Annotated in this window: 16 protein-coding genes and 1 riboswitch; of the genes, 9 read left to right on the top strand and 7 right to left on the bottom strand. The window is 61.4% G+C overall.

All coding sequences use genetic code 11. The features are described 5' to 3' along the window. Positions 1–93: 93 nt before the first annotated feature. The 3 genes from FHW76_RS22990 to FHW76_RS22980 all read right to left on the bottom strand — a co-directional run bounded on the left by FHW76_RS22990 (position 94) and on the right by FHW76_RS22980 (position 3,253). Entirely contained in the window at positions 94–1,437 is a 1,344-nt protein-coding gene (locus tag FHW76_RS22990; RefSeq protein ID WP_072124753.1) for a HAMP domain-containing sensor histidine kinase, read from the bottom strand. Beyond that, positions 1,434–2,174 carry a response regulator gene (locus FHW76_RS22985; protein ID WP_004180014.1) on the bottom strand — a complete coding sequence of 247 codons (741 nt, stop codon included), beginning with the start codon at positions 2,172–2,174 and terminating at the stop codon, positions 1,434–1,436. The genes FHW76_RS22990 and FHW76_RS22985 overlap by 4 nt, the downstream gene beginning before the upstream one ends. Positions 2,175–2,260: 86 nt before the next feature. Beyond that, complete coding sequence (locus FHW76_RS22980) at positions 2,261–3,253, bottom strand: alpha/beta fold hydrolase (protein ID WP_023322671.1); 993 nt, start codon at positions 3,251–3,253, stop codon at positions 2,261–2,263. Positions 3,254–3,496: 243 nt separating this feature from the next. Between FHW76_RS22980 and FHW76_RS22975 the strand changes: the two genes are divergently transcribed. The 7 genes from FHW76_RS22975 to pqqF all read left to right on the top strand — a co-directional run bounded on the left by FHW76_RS22975 (position 3,497) and on the right by pqqF (position 10,149). Further along, positions 3,497–4,516, top strand: coding sequence for a dipeptidase (locus FHW76_RS22975; RefSeq protein ID WP_183477030.1), 1,020 nt, complete (start codon positions 3,497–3,499; stop codon positions 4,514–4,516). A 136-nt stretch (positions 4,517–4,652) separates the two neighbouring features. After that, the gene (gene pqqA / locus FHW76_RS22970; RefSeq protein ID WP_002905689.1) at positions 4,653–4,724 is read left to right on the top strand and encodes a pyrroloquinoline quinone precursor peptide PqqA; all 72 of its coding nucleotides are present in this window, start codon (positions 4,653–4,655) and stop codon (positions 4,722–4,724) included. A gap of 54 nt (positions 4,725–4,778) precedes the next feature. Next, positions 4,779–5,705, top strand: a complete 927-nt coding sequence (gene pqqB, locus FHW76_RS22965; protein WP_008804781.1) for a pyrroloquinoline quinone biosynthesis protein PqqB — start codon at positions 4,779–4,781, stop codon at positions 5,703–5,705. Next, positions 5,699–6,454 (top strand): pyrroloquinoline-quinone synthase PqqC, encoded by a 756-nt coding sequence (gene pqqC, locus FHW76_RS22960; protein WP_008804780.1) that lies wholly within the window; start codon positions 5,699–5,701, stop codon positions 6,452–6,454. The genes pqqB and pqqC overlap by 7 nt, the downstream gene beginning before the upstream one ends. 2 nt (positions 6,455–6,456) lie before the next feature. Continuing rightward, positions 6,457–6,735, top strand: coding sequence for a pyrroloquinoline quinone biosynthesis peptide chaperone PqqD (gene pqqD / locus FHW76_RS22955; RefSeq protein WP_008804779.1), 279 nt, complete (start codon positions 6,457–6,459; stop codon positions 6,733–6,735). Then, positions 6,722–7,864 (top strand): pyrroloquinoline quinone biosynthesis protein PqqE, encoded by a 1,143-nt coding sequence (gene pqqE, locus FHW76_RS22950; protein ID WP_032754466.1) that lies wholly within the window; start codon positions 6,722–6,724, stop codon positions 7,862–7,864. The genes pqqD and pqqE overlap by 14 nt, the downstream gene beginning before the upstream one ends. After that, positions 7,864–10,149, top strand: a complete 2,286-nt coding sequence (pqqF, locus tag FHW76_RS22945; protein ID WP_183477028.1) for a pyrroloquinoline quinone biosynthesis protein PqqF — start codon at positions 7,864–7,866, stop codon at positions 10,147–10,149. Before pqqE ends, pqqF begins: the two co-directional genes overlap by 1 nt. On the opposite strand, the gene FHW76_RS22940 is transcribed toward pqqF, so the two are convergent. The 3 genes from FHW76_RS22940 to FHW76_RS22930 form a co-directional block, all read right to left on the bottom strand. After that, entirely contained in the window at positions 10,146–10,883 is a 738-nt protein-coding gene (locus FHW76_RS22940; protein ID WP_008804776.1) for a glutamine amidotransferase, read from the bottom strand. The two genes, pqqF and FHW76_RS22940, sit on opposite strands and share 4 nt — an antisense overlap. Positions 10,884–10,994: 111 nt before the next feature. After that, entirely contained in the window at positions 10,995–12,905 is a 1,911-nt protein-coding gene (gene mrdA / locus FHW76_RS22935) for a penicillin-binding protein 2 (RefSeq protein WP_016161111.1), read from the bottom strand. 221 nt (positions 12,906–13,126) lie between these two features. Further along, positions 13,127–13,759: a LysE family translocator gene (locus tag FHW76_RS22930; RefSeq protein WP_023340204.1), complete on the bottom strand. Its 633-nt coding sequence runs from the start codon at positions 13,757–13,759 to the stop codon at positions 13,127–13,129. Positions 13,760–13,776: 17 nt separating this feature from the next. Further along, a riboswitch (ZMP/ZTP riboswitch) is annotated at positions 13,777–13,856 on the bottom strand. A gap of 341 nt (positions 13,857–14,197) precedes the next feature. On the opposite strand from FHW76_RS22930, the gene katG reads away from it, so the two are divergent. After that, positions 14,198–16,375 carry a catalase/peroxidase HPI gene (gene katG, locus FHW76_RS22925; protein WP_012541632.1) on the top strand — a complete coding sequence of 726 codons (2,178 nt, stop codon included), beginning with the start codon at positions 14,198–14,200 and terminating at the stop codon, positions 16,373–16,375. Between the two features lie 34 nt (positions 16,376–16,409). Here the strand turns inward: katG and zapE are convergent, their stop codons facing one another. Further along, the gene (gene zapE / locus FHW76_RS22920) at positions 16,410–17,471 is read right to left on the bottom strand and encodes a cell division protein ZapE (RefSeq protein ID WP_012968136.1); all 1,062 of its coding nucleotides are present in this window, start codon (positions 17,469–17,471) and stop codon (positions 16,410–16,412) included. 262 nt (positions 17,472–17,733) lie between these two features. Between zapE and FHW76_RS22915 the strand changes: the two genes are divergently transcribed. Beyond that, positions 17,734–19,146, top strand: a complete 1,413-nt coding sequence (locus tag FHW76_RS22915) for an MFS transporter (protein ID WP_012968135.1) — start codon at positions 17,734–17,736, stop codon at positions 19,144–19,146. The last annotated feature ends 9 nt before the right edge of the window (positions 19,147–19,155 follow it).

Raw genomic sequence — 19,155 nt, 5'->3', positions numbered from 1 at the left:
CTCATTATGTCGTCGCTGCCGGGAGTGGCAGCCACGACATTACCGCAAGGCCATGTAAGGCGAATGTGTCGGGAAAGGGGGAGAATTGTCGGCTTAATTATCCGTCTGCGCCGGAGATACAGCAGGATACAATCCCGCCGCGGCAAGGCGAACGCTGGCGTCCAGGCCGCCCTGCGGGCGGTTGGCCAGGCGCAGTGCGCCGTTCATCTGGCTGACCAGCTGCGCAGCGATCGCCAGCCCCAGACCGGTGCCGCCGGTATCGCGATTGCGCGAGTCCTCCAGGCGATAAAACGGCTGCAGCACCGCCTGTAGCGCGGCCTCCGGGATCCCCGGCCCCTCATCCAGTACATGGAGGGTGACATCCCCGGCGGCGTCGCGGGTCAGAGTTACCGTGACCGTGGTGCCGAATTTCAACCCATTATCGATAAGGTTAGTCATCACCCGGCGCAGGGCCTGCGGTGGGATCGACACCACCCCGGCGGTCTCCTCCGGGCAAAAACGCACCGGCCGGCCGACATCGGCATAATCGCAGACGATGGTGTCGAGAAAGGCGTCAAGGTTCAGCCGCTGGCGCGCCTCCGCCAGCGGCTGCGAGGTGCGGGCGAAGGCGATGCCCTCCCGCACCAGGCGGGTCATATTGTCGAGATCCTGCAGCAGCTTATCGCGTAGTTCCGGCTGGTCGGCCATCTCCACCCGCAGCTTCATTCGGGTGATCGGGGTTTGCAGATCGTGGGAGATAGCGGCGAGGATCCGCGCCCGCTCCTGCAGATGGTCGTGGATGCGCGCCTGCATCGCGTTAAACGCGCGAGCGGCACGGCGGACCTCTTCCGGCCCCTGCTCGGCCATGGTTCCCGCCGTGTCGCTGGCCGGTTCAAGGGCGTCCACTGCGCGGGTAAAGCGAGTGATGGGCAGCAACACCTGGCGAACGGCATACCAGGCGCAGGCCAGCAGGAGAACAAACTGAGCGATCAGCACCACCGGCAGCCAGCGGGCGATGGCCGGTAGCTTCGGCCACAGATCGAGAGTCAACGGGGTACCGTCGTGGAGGGTAATATGGGCCTGAATATGCTGCCGCGGGCCGGGGATCGTCACAATACTTACCGGATACTGCGCACTCAGCACCTCCTGCAGGGAGCGGGCTGCGTCCCGGGCGCGCCAGCTGTCCGGGTAGTCGCCGCGCTCGCCGGAGTCCAGCAGATAGCGATAATTGCCGCGCGCCAGCTTCGGCAGCCATTGCGGGCGCTCAGCGGCCGGCAGGCGGTCAAGGATCGCCACGCTGGTGGCGACATCGGAAGCCAGATTGCCCAGCATCACGCTGCGAGCGCTGCTCATGCGCTCATAAAACAGCAGCGACAGGGTTAAAGTATTCGCCAGCAGCAGCGCCAGAAACAGCAGCGCTATCAGCCTCGACTGCAGCGAGGCGGGCCAGAACCTCATTCATGCCTCTCGCGGATGGAGACCGGCACCGACAGCACATAGCCTTCGCTGCGCACCGTTTTAATGTAGGCCGGCTCGCGGGCATCCTCCCGTAGCCGCTGGCGCAGTCGGCTCACCAGCAGGTCAATTGACCGCTCAAACAGTTCCGCGTCGCGTCCCTGGGTCAGATTCAGCAGCTGATCGCGGTTCAGCACCCGCTGGGGGTGGTCGAGAAACACCCGCAGCAGCCGATACTCCGCCCCGCTGAGGGCGACGATGGCGCCGCTGTCATCCAGCAGGTGGCGGGCGGCAGTGTCGAGCAGCCAGTCGCCAAAGGCGATCAGCCTGCCCGCCTCGGTGATCTGCAGATTGGGCGGCAGCGCCCGGGTGCGGCGTAAAATGGCTTTGATGCGCGCCAGCAGTTCGCGGGCCACAAAGGGTTTAATCAGATAATCGTCAGCCCCCATTTCCAGTCCGAGGATCCGGTCGCTGTCGTCGGTGCGGGCGGTGAGCATCAGCACCGGAATATCCTGCTGCGGGTTGGCGCGCAGCTGGCGGCAGAGCGTTAAGCCGTCCTCGCCCGGCATCATGATATCCAGCACAATCAGGTCAATTTGATGATTTTTGAGCACCGACCACATGGCTTTGCCGTTCGCCGCGCCGCTGGCGCGATATCCCGATTTTTCCAGATAGTCGACAATCAGTTCCCGAATATCGCGGTCGTCATCGACGACCAGGATGTGGTCAATACGCTCCAAAGGGTGCTCCTGCGGCAAAATAAACTCTTCACAAGCATAAGCCGTGTTGCCGGAAGCGCAACGTCGCGCCGCCGGCAAGGCGCGGATTACAAACGGTCGGCGTCCACCACCGCCTGGACAAAGTCTGCCGGGTCCTCCTGCGGCGGATTATGGCCCACCGCCCCCTGCAGATCCCGGTGTTCATATTTTCCGGTAAATTTAGCCCGGTAGCTGGCGGGAGCCGGATGCGGCGCGCCGTTATTCGCCCCTTCAAGGGTGATGGTGGGCACGGTTATCGGCGGTAGCGCCGCCAGCCGTTGTTCATAGCCGGCATACTTCGCTTCCCCCTTCTCCAGCCCCAGGCGCCAGCGGTAGTTGCTGATGGTGATCGCCACGTGGTCCGGGTTATCCAGCGCCCGGGCGGTTCTGGCAAAAGTCGCGTCGCTGAATTTCCACTGCGGCGACGCCTGATGCCAGATAAATTTCGCAAAGTCGTGGGTGTTCTGCCGGTAACCGGCTTCGCCGCGCGGGGTGGCAAAATAGAACTGATACCACCACGACAGCTCCGCCTGCGGCGGCAGCGGTTTTTCGCCAATCTGCTGACTGCTGATCAGATACCCGCTCACCGAGACCAGGGATTTCACCCGCTGCGGCCACAGCGCGGCGACGATATCCGCCGTGCGCGCGCCCCAGTCAAAGCCGGCCAGATCCGCCTGCCTGATGTTCAGGGCGTCCATCAGATGGACAATATCGGCCGCCATCGCCGACGGCTGACCGTTACGCGGCGTGCTGGCGGAGAGGAAACGGGTCGTGCCGTAGCCGCGCAGATACGGCACAATGACCCGGTAACCCTTCTGCGCTAAAGCCGGCGCCACCTGAGCATAGCTCTGAATATCGTAGGGCCAGCCGTGCAGCAGGATCACCGGCTGGCCGTCGCGCGGGCCGATATCCACGTAGCCTATATTCAGGTCGCCGGCGCGGATCTGGTGGATCTTGTCGAACGCCCCCGCGTCTTCCGCGGCGCAAACGGCAGCGGACCACAGGGTGGATAACCCCAGCGCCGCGGCGCTGGTATAGCGGATCAGGGATAATCTGTTCATCACTTTCTCACCTTTTATCATCATCAAGAGAGTACGTGACCAGTAAAGCGGAAATTTGTATCCGCCATGTGCCCGACCGGGGCCATTTTTATCTCTTAATGTCAGCGCTGCGCCGCGAGATACAGTGTGATACAGAGTCGAGGTTGGCAATTGTTGCGGGCATGTGAATTTATGCTTGCCCCAGGAGATAAATCCGTTACCGTGGCAGGCATTTTTCACCACTTAAGAACGCAGGTACCCGCTATGGCGATTTTTGATGGTCACAATGACCTGCTGCTGAATCTCTGGCTTCACCATCGTGAGGATCCGGTAAGCGCCTTCTTTGCCGGGATAGAAAACGGCCATCTCGACTATCCGCGTATCCGCCAGGGCGGGCTGGCCGGCGGCCTGTTCGCCCTCTTTGTGCCGCCGCAGGAGTATATCGCCCGCGTGGCGCCGCAGTACGCCAGCGAGGCGTGGGATCCGCTGGCGATCCTCTGGCAGCAGTTGGCTATCCTCAAGGCGATTTGCGCCCATGACGCCAGTCGCGCGCGGCTGTGCCTGAGCGCGGCGGATATCGAACGCTGTCGCCAGGATAACACGCTGGCGATGGTGGCGCACATCGAAGGTGCTGGCGGGTTCGACGCGCAAGGCGAAGATCTGCAGGCCTTTTATCGCGCCGGGGTGCGCAGCATTGGTCCGTTCTGGAACATCGCCAATCGCTTCGGCTGCGGGGTCACCGGCGCCTTTCCCGGCAGCCCGGACAGCGGGCCGGGTCTCACTCGCGAGGGCATTGCGCTCATCGCTCAGGCCAACGCCCTGAAGATGCAGATCGATGTTTCGCACATGAATGAACAGGCCTTTTGGGATACCGCCCACCACTCCACCGCCCCACTGGTGGCCACCCACTCTAATGCCCACGCCCTGTGCCCACAGCCACGCAATCTGACCGACCGGCAACTGCGGGCGATCCGCGACAGCGGAGGCGTAGTGGGCGTCAATTTCGGCAATGCTTTCCTGCGCGCCGACGGACGGCGCGACAGCGACACGCCCATAACCACCATTGTCCGGCATATCGACTATCTTATTAACATAATGGGTGAGGATCATGTGGCTCTCGGCTCGGATTTTGACGGCATCACCCTGCCCGACGAGCTGGGCGATGTGGCCGGCTTACCGCGGCTTATCAATGCCTTGCGGGACAATGGCTATGATCAATTGGTGCTGGATAAGCTGCTGTGGAACAACTGGCTGCGGGTATTAAAAAAGGTTTGGCAACAATAGGTTATATTGTAAACATAAAGTTAATTCCTTACAGATTCCGGGTTGATCTCTCTCCCGGTGAAGCGCAATATGCGGCGGCCGTCACAGATCCAGCATTATCCGTGAGGCCTGTCGTCATTTTTAAGAGGAACAAAACATGTGGAAGAAACCTGCTTTTATCGATTTACGTCTCGGTCTGGAAGTGACGCTGTACATTTCTAACCGTTAATCGCCCCGCCCGCCGTTCGCGCGGGCACCTTCATTCATTACCCGGTCCGTCTTCATGTTCATTAAAGTCCTCGGCTCCGCCGCCGGCGGCGGTTTCCCGCAATGGAACTGCAACTGCGCCAACTGTCAGGGTCTGCGCAACGGCACCATTCAGGCCAGCGCCCGCACCCAGTCGTCGATCATCGTCAGCGATAACGGCAAAGAGTGGGTGCTGTGCAATGCCTCGCCGGATATCAGCCAGCAGATTGCCCATACCCCCGAGTTAAATAAACCCGGCGTACTGCGCGGGACGTCTATCGGCGGCATTATTCTCACCGACAGCCAGATCGACCACACCACCGGGTTGCTGAGCCTGCGCGAAGGCTGCCCGCACCAGGTGTGGTGCACGCCGGAGGTTCATGAGGATCTCTCTACCGGCTTCCCGGTGTTTACCATGCTGCGACACTGGAACGGCGGCCTGGTGCATCATCCCATCGCCCCGCAGCAGCCTTTTACCGTTGACGCCTGCCCTGATTTGCAGTTTACCGCCGTGCCTATCGCCAGCAACGCGCCGCCCTATTCGCCGTATCGCGACCGGCCGCTGCCGGGCCATAACGTGGCGCTGTTTATCGAAAACCGCCGCAACGGGCAGACGCTGTTCTATGCCCCGGGGCTGGGTGAGCCGGATGAAGCCCTTCTGCCGTGGCTGCAAAAAGCGGACTGTCTGCTGATCGATGGCACCGTCTGGCAGGATGACGAGCTGCAGGCCGCCGGCGTCGGGCGCAATACCGGCCGTGATATGGGACACCTGGCGCTCAGCGATGAGCACGGGATGATGGCCCTGCTGGCCTCCCTGCCGGCAAAACGCAAAATTCTCATTCATATTAATAACACCAACCCGATCCTTAACGAGCAGTCTCCCCAGCGCCAGGCGCTAACGCAACAGGGGATTGAAGTGAGCTGGGACGGGATGGCAATCACCCTTCAGGATACCGCATGCTGATCACCGACACGCTGTCGCCGCAGGCCTTTGAAGAGGCTCTGCGGGCTAAAGGCGCCTTCTACCATATTCACCACCCTTACCACATCGCCATGCATAACGGCGAAGCGACCCGCGAGCAAATTCAGGGTTGGGTGGCGAACCGGTTTTATTACCAGACCACCATTCCGCTGAAAGACGCGGCGATTATGGCCAACTGCCCGGATGCGCAGACCCGGCGCAAATGGGTGCAGCGGATCCTCGACCACGACGGTAGCCACGGCGAAGATGGCGGGATTGAAGCCTGGCTGCGGCTGGGGGAAGCGGTCGGTTTGAGCCGCGACGACCTGCTCAGCGAGCGTCACGTGCTGCCCGGCGTGCGCTTCGCGGTGGATGCCTATCTTAATTTCGCTCGTCGCGCCTGCTGGCAGGAGGCGGCCTGCAGCTCCCTGACCGAGCTGTTCGCCCCACAGATCCATCAGTCTCGCCTCGACAGCTGGCCGCAGCACTATCCGTGGATCAAAGAGGAAGGCTATTTTTACTTCCGCAGTCGTCTGAGCCAGGCTAACCGCGACGTTGAGCATGGTCTGGCGCTGGCGAAGACCTACTGTGACAGCGCTGAAAAACAGAACCGGATGCTGGAGATCCTACAGTTTAAGCTCGACATCCTGTGGTCGATGCTCGATGCCATGACCATGGCCTACGCTCTGCAGCGCCCGCCCTATCACACGGTCACCGACAAGGCGGCCTGGCACACGACCCGACTGGTGTAATCATGCAAAAAACGTCCATCGTTGCCTTTCGTCGCGGCTACCGACTGCAGTGGGAAGCCGCCCAGGAGAGCCATGTGATCCTCTATCCGGAGGGAATGGCTAAACTCAATGAGACCGCCGCGGCGATCCTCGAGCTGGTCGATGGCCGGCGCGACGTCGCGGCGATTATCGCCATGCTTAACGAACGTTTCCCGGAAGCCGGCGGCGTCGATGACGACGTCGTCGAGTTCCTGCAGATCGCCTGTCAACAGAAGTGGATCACCTGCCGTGAGCCAGAATAAACCCGCCGTCAATCCGCCGCTGTGGCTGCTGGCGGAGCTGACCTACCGCTGCCCGCTGCAGTGTCCCTACTGTTCCAATCCGCTGGACTTCGCCCGGCAGGAAAAGGAGCTGACCACCGAACAATGGATCGAGGTCTTTCGCCAGGCGCGAGCGATGGGCAGCGTACAGCTGGGCTTTTCCGGCGGCGAGCCGCTGACCCGTAAAGATCTGCCGGAGCTGATCCGCGCCGCGCGCGACCTCGGGTTCTATACCAACCTGATCACCTCGGGAATTGGGCTAACCGAGAGCAAACTCGACGCCTTCAGCGAGGCCGGACTGGACCATATCCAGATTAGCTTCCAGGCCAGCGATGAGGTGCTCAACGCCGCTCTTGCCGGCAATAAAAAAGCCTTCCAGCAGAAGCTGGCGATGGCCAGAGCGGTGAAAGCGCGCGACTACCCGATGGTGCTGAACTTCGTCCTCCACCGGCATAACATCGACCAGCTCGATAAAATTATCGAGCTGTGCATTGAGCTGGAAGCCGATGACGTCGAGCTCGCCACCTGCCAGTTTTACGGCTGGGCGTTTCTTAATCGCGAGGGGTTACTGCCGACCCGGAAACAGATCGCCCGCGCCGAGCAGGTGGTCGCCGATTACCGGCAGAAAATGGCCGCCAGCGGTAACCTCACCAACCTGCTATTCGTCACCCCGGACTATTACGAGGAACGCCCGAAAGGCTGTATGGGCGGCTGGGGATCGATTTTCCTCAGCGTCACTCCGGAAGGCACTGCGTTGCCGTGCCACAGCGCGCGCCAGCTGCCGGTGGCGTTCCCGTCGGTGCTGGAGCAGAGTCTGGAATCGATCTGGTATGACTCGTTCGGCTTCAACCGTTATCGCGGGTATGACTGGATGCCGGAGCCGTGCCGCTCCTGTGATGAAAAAGAGAAAGACTTCGGCGGCTGCCGCTGTCAGGCCTTTATGCTGACCGGCAGCGCCGATAACGCCGACCCGGTGTGCAGCAAATCCCCACATCATCACAAAATCCTTGAGGCCCGGCGCGAAGCGGCCTGCAGCGACATCAAAGTCAACCAGCTGCAGTTCCGCAACCGTACCCGCTCGCAGCTGATCTACAAAACCCGGGAACTGTAATGACGCTGGCGACCCGCACCGTCACCCTGCCGGGCGGCCTGCAGGCCACCCTGGTTCATCAGCCGCAGGCCGATCGCGCGGCGGCCCTGGTGCGGGTTGCCGCCGGCAGCCACCACGAACCGTCGCGCTTCCCCGGTCTGGCGCACCTGCTGGAACACCTGCTGTTTTACGGCGGTGAGCGCTACCGCAATGATGAACGGCTGATGAGCTGGGTGCAGCGCCAGGCAGGGAATGTGAATGCCACCACCCTGTCCCGCCACAGCGCTTTCTTTTTCGAGGTCGCCGCCGAGGATCTGGCTGACGGCGTCGCGCGCCTGCAGGAGATGCTGCAGGCGCCGCTGCTGCTCAGGGACGATATTCAACGCGAAGTCGCGGTTATCGACGCCGAAAACCGCCTGATCCAACAGCATGAGTTGTCGCGACGGGAAGCCGCCGTGCGTCACGCCGCCATCGCGCCCGCGGCGTTTCGCCGCTTTCAGGTCGGCGACGCCGGGTCGCTGGGGGAGGATTTCCTCGCGCTACAGGCGGCCTTACGTGACTTTCACCGCAGCCACTACGTCGCCCGCCTGATGCAACTCTGGCTGCAGGGGCCGCAGTCGCTGGAGGTGCTCGGCGAACTGGCGACCCGTTTCGCCACTGGGCTTGCCCCGGGCGAGGCACCGCCGCCAGCGCCGCCGCTCACTCTGGGCGAGCCCCCTGAACTGCAGCTGGCCGTCTCCAGCCAGCCCGCGCTGTGGCGCTGCCCGCTGATCGCCTTAAGTGACAATGTCACGTTACTGCGCGAGTTTTTGCTGGATGAAGCCCCCGGTAGCCTGATGGCCGGCCTGCGCCAGCGCGGGATGGCCGAGGACGTGGCGCTGAACTGGCTGTATCAGGATCAGCACTTCGGCTGGCTGGCGCTGATTTTCGCCAGCGACCGGCCGGAACAGGTCGACCGGCAGATAACCCACTGGTTGCAGACGCTACAGCAGACGACGCCTGAGCAGCAGCAACACTACTATCAGCTGTCCCGGCGCCGTTTTCAGGCGCTGTCGCCCCTCGATCAGCTGCGCCAGCGGGCATTCGGCTTTGCCCCCGGGGCGCCGCCCACCGGGTTCGCCGATTTTTGCGCCGCCCTGCTGGCCGCCCCCACGGTCAGCCTGGCCTGCCAGACGCAGCCCCCCGGAGCAACGGTAGCCACCCAGGGCTTTAGCCTGCCGCTCAGCCGCTGGTCGCCACGTCCGGTCTCTGACCCGGCGCTGGCATTCGCTTTTTATCCGCAGGCCGCTGGCGAGCTCGTGGCCGAAAGCCCGGCGGAAGCCGCGCCACTGCGTCACCTCCCGTCACCGGGAGAGCCGCCGACGCTCCTGCTGCGACCGCCCTTCTACTGCTCGCCCACGCCGGCCGGGGGGCTGGCGCGCGGGGAACAGCTGCGTCCATTACTTGCCGCCCTGCGCCATGCCGGGGGACACGGCGAGTGGCATCTGTTCGACGGCAGCTGGCAGCTGATCCTGCAGTTGCCTGCGTCCGGCCAACGGCCGGAGGCGATTCTGCAGGCCATCGTGCGGCAGCTCGCGCTCCCGGTCGCCCCGCTGCCCCCACCGCCGGAGAGTATTGCGATCCGTCATCTCATGGCCCAGCTCCCCGAACGGCTGGGTACGTCAGCGCACCAGGAAGGTTGGCTGGCGGCCCTGATTGGCGGCAGCGCGGAAGATGCGCAGTGGGTAGCGCGTCAGCTGAGCCGGCTTACCGTCCCGGTTAATCCGCCGATGCCCGCTCCGGCCCCCTGCCGCGGCGGCGTCGAGCGGCTGGCTTATCCCCGGGGCGACACGGCGCTACTGGTCTTTCTTCCGCTGCCGGAAGGCGCTTCGCTGGCGGCCCTGCGGGTGCTGGCGCAGTTCTGCGAGCCGCCGTTTTTCCAGCGCCTGCGGGTGGAGCAGCAGATAGGCTATGTGGTGAGCTGCCGCTATCAGCGCGTTGCCGATCGCGATGGGCTGCTGATGGCGCTCCAGTCCCCGGAACGCCGTCCCGGAGAACTCCTCCGCTGCTGTAAAACCTTTCTGCGCCAGCTGGACCCCATGGATGAGGTGACCTTCAGGTTGTTACAGCAGCGGCTGGCCGCTCAGGCCCGCTCCCGGGTACCGCCGAAGGTGCGCGCCCTGGACGCGCTGCGCCAGGAGTATAACTTGCCGGGGGTGACGCCGCAGGCGGCTGACGCGCTGCGCGTTGAAGATGTGGTCGCCCTGTGGCGTGAGATGACCCGCCGGCGTCGTCGCTGGCGAGTGCTGTTCACGACAGGGAGTTAATGGCCGGGGGCATCCGGGGTCAGAAAGTCGCTGACGAAGCGGGTGAGGATCGCCGCGGCCTGTGGGCTCTCCTGGACCTCGTCGTGTAACTGTTGTGGGTCGATGCCTTCCGCCTGCAGCACCGCCTCCCGGTAGCGGATCAGCGAGCGGGCAATCGGCGCGGTGAATTCCGGGTGAAACTGCGTGGAGACCGCCTGCGGCCCGTAGCGCACAATCTGGTGGGGATCGTGGGAGGATGCGGCCAGCACGGTAGCCCCCTCCGGCAAACGGGTCACGGTTTGCAAATGGCTCAAATGCGCGGGGAATGTCGCTGGCAGGCCGCTCAGCAGCGGGTCATCGACACCCCACGGCGAAAGCGCAATCGTTTTGCTGCCGCTTTCCCGCCCGGCAGGATGGTAAGCCACCTCACCGCCCAGCGCATGGGCCATCAGTTGATGACCATAGCAGACGCCGAACAGCGGCATGCCGATAGCCACCGCCTGACGGATCCAGTCGGCGGTCCGTTCGCTCCATGCCAGGCGATCGGACACCATTGCCCACGAACCGGTGAGAACCGCCACAGTCTGGCGATCCGGCGCCGGCAGCGGTTCATCTTCAAAGACCCGCACCGCGGTCAGCTGCGCCTGCCACGGCGCCAGCAGCGTACGGAACCAGTGCGGCAGATCGCCATGCTCCTCGCGGATGGCTGCCGGCGGCGTGCCGGTCTGAACCAGCAATAATCGGTTACGTGTCACCCTTCCTCCTCGCTCCGGGTCATGTTCCTGCCATCACTATGCCGCCCGGAAAGCCGCGGGACAAATAACCAATATCTATGAACGATGCGCGTCCGGAATAAGTCCAGCCGCTTACTGGGCATCGGCGCTGTCACGCTGCGGCACGTCAGCCGCCGCGGATGACGCCTGCTGCGGAACAAAGATGTGGTCCAGAATGGCGCGCGCCGTCGGTCCGGCCACCACCCCATCCCCGCCGCCGTTCTCCAGGATCAGCGCCATCGCCACCTTCGGATGCTGATAAGGGGCAAACAGGGTATAGAAGATATGGTCGCGCAGACGCACCGGGATCATTTTGGCGTTATAGGTCTGGTTTTGCTTCAGGCTGAACACCTGCGAGGTGCCGGACTTCGCCGCGATCTGGTACGGCGCGGTATGGAACAGCTTGTAGCCGGTGCCGTTGGGCAGATTCGCCATCCCATACATGCCGTTGCGCACAATGCCCCAGTACGGCGATTTCGGATCGCCCACCTGCGGCAGGTTCGCCGGCTGCTGATAACGTTCCACATGGTTGCCCTGCTTCATCGAATAGAGCAGATGCGGATCCTGCACCTTGCCATTGTTCAGCAGGGTGGTGAGCGCCTTCACCATCTGAATTGGCGTGGCGATCCAGTACCCCTGGCCGATGCCGACCGAGATGGTGTCCCCCTGATACCAGGGCTTTTTATGCACCCGCTGTTTCCACTCCCGGCTGGGCAGTACGCCGGCATACTCCTCATTAAGGTCGATGCCGGTGGACTGGCCGTAACCAAACTTGCTCAGCCACTCATGGATCCGGTCAATGCCCATCTCGAAAGCGACCTGATAGAAAAAGGTGTCAGCCGACTCTTCGATGGCTTTGGTCACGTTGAGCATCCCGTGGCCGGTCTTCAGCCAGTCGCGGTAGCGGCGTTGCGTGCCCGGCAGCGTCCACGTCGGCGCGCCGAAGAAGGTGGTGTTCGGGGTGATGACCCCTGCGGAGAGCGCCGACAGCGCCATATAGGGCTTCACCGTCGAGGCCGGGGGATACAGCCCCTGAGTAACACGGTTGATCAGCGGCCGGTCCGGATTATCGAGCAGCGATTTATAGGCCTGATAGCCGATGCCTTTGACGAACGGATTAGGATCGTAGCTGGGGCTGGAGACCATCGCCAGCACGCCGCCATCCCGGGGATCGACCACCACCACCGCCGCGCGCTGCCCCTTCAGCACCGACTCAATATACTGCTGCAGGTGCAGGTCGAGGGTCAGGTAGAGATTTTTCCCGGCCACCGGCGGTACCTCTTTCAGCAGACGCACCACCCGGCCGTGGTTATCGACCTCCACTTCCTGATAGCCAGTGGTGCCGTGGAGCGCTTTTTCGTAATAGCCCTCGATCCCCTGCTTGCCGATATTGTGGTCGGCAGCATAGTTCTCCTCTTCGCCGTCTTTCGCCAGCCGCTGCAGGTCGTTGTCGTTAATTTTCGACACATAGCCCACCACGTGCGCCAGCTCGGCGCCGTACGGGTATTCGCGCTGCTGATAGCTCTCCACCGTCACGCCGGGGAAACGGAATTCGTTAACCGCGAAGCGCGCCACCTCCACGTCGCTGAGGTCGGACTTCAGCGTCACCGCTTTATAGCGGCTGTTGTGGTGCATATCGTCGCGGAAGCTGGCGATGTCATCCGGCGTCAGGTCGACGATCGGCGTCAGGCTTTGCAGCAGCGCGGCCATATCGGGAATTTTGCTCGGGATCACCTGCAGGCGATACAGGGTAATGTTCTGCACCAGCGGAATACCATTGCGATCGAATATCAGCCCGCGGCTGGGGGCGATGGGCAGCATCTTAATGTCGTTCTGGTTCGATCGGGTCTGGTAGAAATCATGCTGCTCCACCTGCAGATGGTAGAGGTTGGCGATCAGCACGCCAAAGCAGACCACCACCAGCAGAAAAGCAATTGCGGCCCGGCGGATAAACAGCATCTCTTCCGCGGAGTGGTCGCGAATTTCATCTCTCAAAAGGGGCATTAGCGGTACATCACCTGAATCACAAGAAAAGCCAACAGCGTAACGGCCGGGAAGCATAGCCTTATCGCGGCGCCAGCCCTACTGAAAGGTTGCTAAAGATCTGGCAGAAATGTTTCAGCATGTTAGAGCGTGGGAAGCCTTTCTGTGCAGGAGAAAGGCATCAGAGTGCGAGGTTAGCCAGCAACGGGGACGGCTGGCATCTGTTTACACGATCAACCCGCTTATTTTCTGGCCTCAAAAGCGATCTTAACCGCCATTCCCGCCAGTACCGTCGCCATCAGCCAGCGTTGAAATTGTTGCCAGCCCGGCCGCCGACTAAGAAATAACGCCACCTGCCCGGCCAGCAAGATAATCATGCCGTTCACCGCCACGCTGATGATCACCTGGGTACAGCCTAATATTAACGACTGACTGAGCACGCTGCCGAGTCCGGGGGTGATAAACTGCGGCAGCAGGGACAGATACAGGATGGCAACTTTGGGGTTCGCCAGGCTGGTGAGGAATCCCATCAGAAACAGCTTACGCCCACTGTCCGCGGGTAAGTCGCGCACCGCAAATATCGGCCGCCCTCCCGGTTTGATCGCCTGCCACGCCAGATAGAGCAAATAAGCGACCCCGCATAAACGCAAGGCATCGTAGGCATATGGGACCGCGAAAACCAACGCGGTGATGCCGAAAGCGGCACACAACATATAGAAGAAAAATCCCACGGCCACGCCGGCAAGGGAGATAAAGCCAGCGCGTTTTCCCTGGCAAATCGAACGCGAAGTGAGATACATCATGTTGGGGCCTGGGGTTAACACCAACCCCAGCGCCACCGCGGCAAAGGCCATTAATGAAGCGAATTCAGGCATAACTTATCTCCAGATATCGGTAATGCCCAGGCGCGCGGCGACGTCGACCATGCTCCCCGACAGTATTCTGTCTTCAGCGCCAGTCACATGGTGCCTAAGTATTAGCTTATTCTGTGTCCGCCAACAACCCCCGTACCGAACATTCGTTACGCTCGCGCAACGGACAGCCCTCATCCTTTTCTCGCAGGAAAATTGTCATATCTCAAACAATTAGCAATCCGGCTCCCTGATTGACGCAGATCGTTTCCTTTGCCGTCTCGTTACGTCTATGGTTAATGGTGAGGTTTATACTAACCGCCAGGTCTACCTGGTCATATAAGGGGATGTTTACCCTTCGTTGAACGGAATTAGCTATTAAATCTGTAGACTCATTCAAATATCGCTTATTGGTAGCAGTGTATATCGTAATGGCATTCACAAAAGCAAACGGAGCCTGATATGAGCACGTCTAACGACCCATCCAACAACGCATCCGCCGGAAAGTGCCCTTTCCACGCCGAGACGCCAAAACAGAGCGCCGGCAGCGGCACCGGCAACCGCGACTGGTGGCCTAACCAGCTGCGTGTCGATCTGCTGAACCAGCACTCCAGTCGTTCCAACCCGTTGGGTGAGGATTTTAACTACAGGGAAGAGTTTAAAAAGCTCGACTACTCCGCGCTGAAAGCTGACCTCAGAGCGTTGCTGACCGACTCGCAAGAGTGGTGGCCGGCAGACTGGGGTAGCTATATTGGCTTGTTTATTCGCATGGCCTGGCACGGCGCCGGCACCTACCGCACCGTTGACGGTCGCGGCGGCGCAGGCCGTGGGCAGCAGCGCTTTGCGCCGCTGAACTCCTGGCCAGACAACGTCAGTCTCGATAAAGCCCGTCGCCTGCTGTGGCCGGTAAAACAGAAATATGGCCAGAAAATCTCCTGGGCCGACCTTTACATGCTGGCGGGTAACGTCGCTCTGGAAAACGCCGGCTTCCGCACCTTTGGCTTTGGCGCCGGTCGTGAAGATGTCTGGGAACCGGATCTGGACGTCGACTGGGGCGATGAGAAAGAGTGGCTGGCCCACCGTCACCCGGAAAGTCTGGCCAAACAGGCCATCGGCGCCACCGAAATGGGGCTGATCTACGTTAACCCGGAGGGACCGAACGCCAGCGGCGAGCCGTTGTCCGCCGCAGCGGCCATTCGCGCCACCTTCGGCAATATGGCGATGGACGATGAAGAGATTGTCGCCCTGATCGCCGGCGGCCATACGCTGGGCAAAACCCACGGCGCCGCCGAAACCAGCCACGTCGGCGCCGAGCCGGAAGCCGCCCCACTGGAAGCGCAAGGTCTGGGCTGGCACTCCAGCTACGGCAGCGGCGCAGGTGCGGATGCCATCACCTCCGGTCTGGAAGTGGTCTGGACGCAGACGCCCACCCAGTGGAGCAACTACTTCTTCGAGAACCTGTTTAAATATGAATGGGTGCAGACCCGCAGCCCGGCTGGCGCTATCCAGTTCGAAGCCAAAGATGCGCCGGAAATTATCCCGGATCCGTTTAATCCGGGGAAAAAGCGCAAACCGACCATGCTGGTCACCGACCTGACCCTGCGCTTCGACCCGGAGTTTGAAAAGATCTCCCGCCGCTTCCTCAACGATCCGCAGGCCTTTAACGAGGCGTTTGCCCGGGCGTGGTTCAAGCTGACCCACCGTGATATGGGGCCAAAATCCCGTTACCTCGGTCCGGAAGTGCCGAAAGAAGATCTGATTTGGCAGGATCCGCTGCCGGCAGCGACTCATCAGCCGAGCGCTGAGGATATCGCCAGTCTGAAAACCGCCATCGCCGGCGCCGGCCTGTCGGTGAGTGAGCTGGTTTCGGTCGCCTGGGCTTCCGCCTCCACCTTCCGCGGCGGCGATAAGCGCGGCGGCGCTAACGGCGCACGCCTGGCCCTCGCTCCGCAGAAAGACTGGCCGGTCAATGCTATCGCCAGCCGGGTGCTGCCGACTCTGCAGGCGATCCAGCGTGCCTCCGGCAAAGCGTCGTTAGCCGATATCATCGTGCTGGCTGGCGTGGTCGGCGTTGAGCAGGCGGCCGCTGCCGCCGGAGTCAGCGTTAACGTGCCGTTTACCCCAGGCCGCGTCGACGCCCTGCCTGAGCAGACCGACGTCGAGTCGTTTGACCTGCTGCAGCCGCTGGCGGATGGCTTCCGCAACTATCGCCGTATCGAAGGCGGTGTCTCGACGGAAACGCTGCTGATCGATAAAGCCCAGCAGCTGACGTTAACCGCCCCGGAAATGACAGTGCTGGTCGGTGGCTTGCGCGTACTGGGCGCGAACTACGACGGCAGCAAACACGGGGTGTTCACCGACCGCGTCGGCGTGCTCAGCAATGACTTCTTCGTCAACCTGCTGGATATGGCCACCGTCTGGAAAGCGGCCGATGACCACGCGGAGCTGTTTACCGGCAGCGACCGTAAAACCGGCGAGGCGAAGTACAGCGCCACCCGCGTGGATCTGGTGTTTGGCTCCAACTCTGTACTGCGCGCGCTGGCGGAAGTGTATGCCTGCGCCGACGGGCAGCAGAAGCTGGTGCATGACTTCGTCGCCGCCTGGACTAAGGTGATGAATCTCGACCGCTTCGACCTGTAATCCCCCCGCCCCGGCAGCCGCCGGGGCGTTTCTCTCACACCGCCCGCGGCAACTGTTGCAGGCGACTCCGCGTACGCTGAATATCCTCCAGTTCCACCCCAGCCACCAGTGTCTCCAGATCGCAGCAGGTTACCAGCAGCAGGCGGATCTGCTTTTCATACAGCACATCAATCACGTTGATAAAGCGCTGCTGGGCCGCCGGCCCCACCGTAGCCAGCGGCGGCACTTCATCCAGTAACCAAACCGTATAGCTTTCGCTGAGCGTCAGATAGTCCATCACCGCCGTGGCGGCCTGACAGAGCTGGGCAAAGGTGAAGTGGAGCAGAGTGGATGACGCCGTGGCAGCCAGCAGGGTGCGATAACCTACCGTCAGCGAAACCGGTTCGGCAGGTAACGACGGCAGGTCATACAGCTGACGCTGTTGTGTATTCGGATTAACCCACATCCGCCCGCTGCAGAAGGCATTATCGACGCTCAGATGACGCTGGCGATAATCCTCCTCACCGTTCAGCGCGACGACCGCCAGGTGGGCGCGGATCAGCGCGATCGACGGTAAAAAGCGATCGTGATACAGCGGATTGGGCAGCAGCATCTCCGGCGGATAGTTTGACGTCGCCAACAGCACAATACCGCGCTGAAAGAGATGCTCCAGTAAGACCTTGATCAGCATCGCGTCGCCAGGGTCGTGAAGATGAAATTCGTCGAAGCACAGCAGGCGACAGCCGGAAGTCATCTGCCTCATCACCGCCTGCAGGTCGGGCGCGCCGGGAGCATTCAGCCGCTGATGTAGCTCGCGGAAGAAGTGATGAAAATGGACCCGCCGCCGGGCGGCGAGCGGCAGGCTGGCAAAAAAGTGGTCGAGGATAAAACTTTTCCCCCGCCCGGTCCGCCCCCAGACGTACAGCCCCTGCGGCGTACCAGCCGCGGACAACAGCTGCTGGCCCAGAGCATCCAGGCGAGCGATCAGCGACAGCTGATCGTCATCGAGCGTCAGACGCGCCCGCGCCGCCTGCTCGGCCATCACACGGGTAAAGCGAAACTCAGTCGCCATCTCTGGCTGATCTGAATACGACGCCATACATCCCTCTTTTAACATTCTTATAACCTCCTGCGAGGAGGCCATTCTAGCCGCTTTCCTGCGGGCTGGCGAATCGCACAACGGGAAATACCGTCCGCGGTGATTTACTTCAATTCTTCGCCTGGCATGCGGCGAAAACTAGCATGAATCTCATTTTTCATGGTGTACCGCGATATCTTGCGCTAAAGATTGCAGCTAACGCGTAGGATTAAAAATTTAAAACTATTAACAATCAATTAACATTAGCAGGCAAACCATTCATCCTGAGGAATACAACACCATGTCTACCACCCAGGTTCTCGGCGGCGCGCCTTATGCCTCGCCAGGACAACCGCACGCCAGCTTAACCGGACGCATTGATGCGCTGCCCGCCTCCTTCGGTTTATGGTCGTTTATCACCCTGCTCTCCCTCGGTGGCTTCTTCGAGCTCTACGACCTGTTCCAGACCGGGTATATCAGCGCAGGGCTGCTGGCCGACGGGATTTTCCACACCGGGCAGGCGGGGATATTCGGGATTGCCGATCAGGCGGCTTTTGCCTCCGCCACCTTTATGGGGCTGTTTATTGGCGCCAGTCTGTTGGCGCCGCTGGCGGACAGGCTGGGGCGACGTCTGACGTTTATGGTGGCGCTCGCCTGGTACGGCCTCTTTTCGCTGCTGATGGCGACGCAGAGCAGCGCGGAAGGGGTGATCTTTTTCCGCTTTCTGGTGGGGATCGGCCTCGGTATTGAGCTGGTGACTATTGATACCTATCTCAGCGAATGGATGCCAACCCATCTGCGCAATAAAGCGTTTGCTTTCGCTTTCTTCATCCAGTTCCTGTCGGTTCCGGCGGTGGCGCTGATGTCCTGGATGCTGGTGCCAACCACCCTCTTCGGCCTCAGCGGCTGGCGCTGGGTGATCATCTTTGGTGCGCTGTTCTCGCTGGCGATCTGGTTTATCCGCAAAAAGCTGCCAGAGTCAGCGCGCTGGCTGGAAAGCAAAGGGCGGCATGATGACGCGCATGCGGTGATGAGTGAGATGGAAGCCCGCTGTGGCGTGACGCCGTCGCCGAAGCATGCGCATGCGCATGCGGCACAGAGCGTCGTCAAACGCGGCACCTTCCGCGAAATCTGGGCGCCGCAGTATCGGCAGCGCACCCTGATGCTAATGGTGATGAACTTCTTCCAGGCGATCGGCTTCTTCGGCTTTGGCAACTGGCTGCCGGCGCTGCTCTCCGGTCAGGGGGCCAGCATCACTCACAGTCTGCTGTACGCCTTCTTTATCACCCTCGCCTATCCGCTGGGCTGCCTGTTCTGCACCCGCTTCGTGCATCGCTTTGAGAACAAGTGGCAAATTGTCCTCTCCGCGCTGATGACTGTCATCTTCGGGACCCTGTTCGCCCTGCAAAACAGCCCGATTCTGCTGGTGATCTGCGGGTTTATGATCACCTGGTCCAACGCCTGGCTGACCATCAGCTACCACGCCTACCAGGCCGAGGTCTTCCCGACCCATATTCGCGCCCGCGCCGTCGGCTTCTGCTACTCGTTCAGCCGGCTCTCCACCGCGGTGACCAGCATCCTGATCGGCATTATTCTGCAATACGCCGGCACGCTGGGGGTGATTAGCTTTATCGTCGTCAGTATGCTGATGGTGATGCTGTCGGTAGGGATCTTCGGCCCCAGAACGCGGGGCATTCGACTGGAGAATATCTGAGGTTGTCGC

It is taken from the genome of Klebsiella sp. RC2 (assembly GCF_014192815.1).
GTDB lineage: Bacteria > Pseudomonadota > Gammaproteobacteria > Enterobacterales > Enterobacteriaceae > Klebsiella > Klebsiella variicola.
Note: the sequence above shows the minus strand (reverse complement) of the source record. Positions and strands in the feature narration are given on the sequence as shown.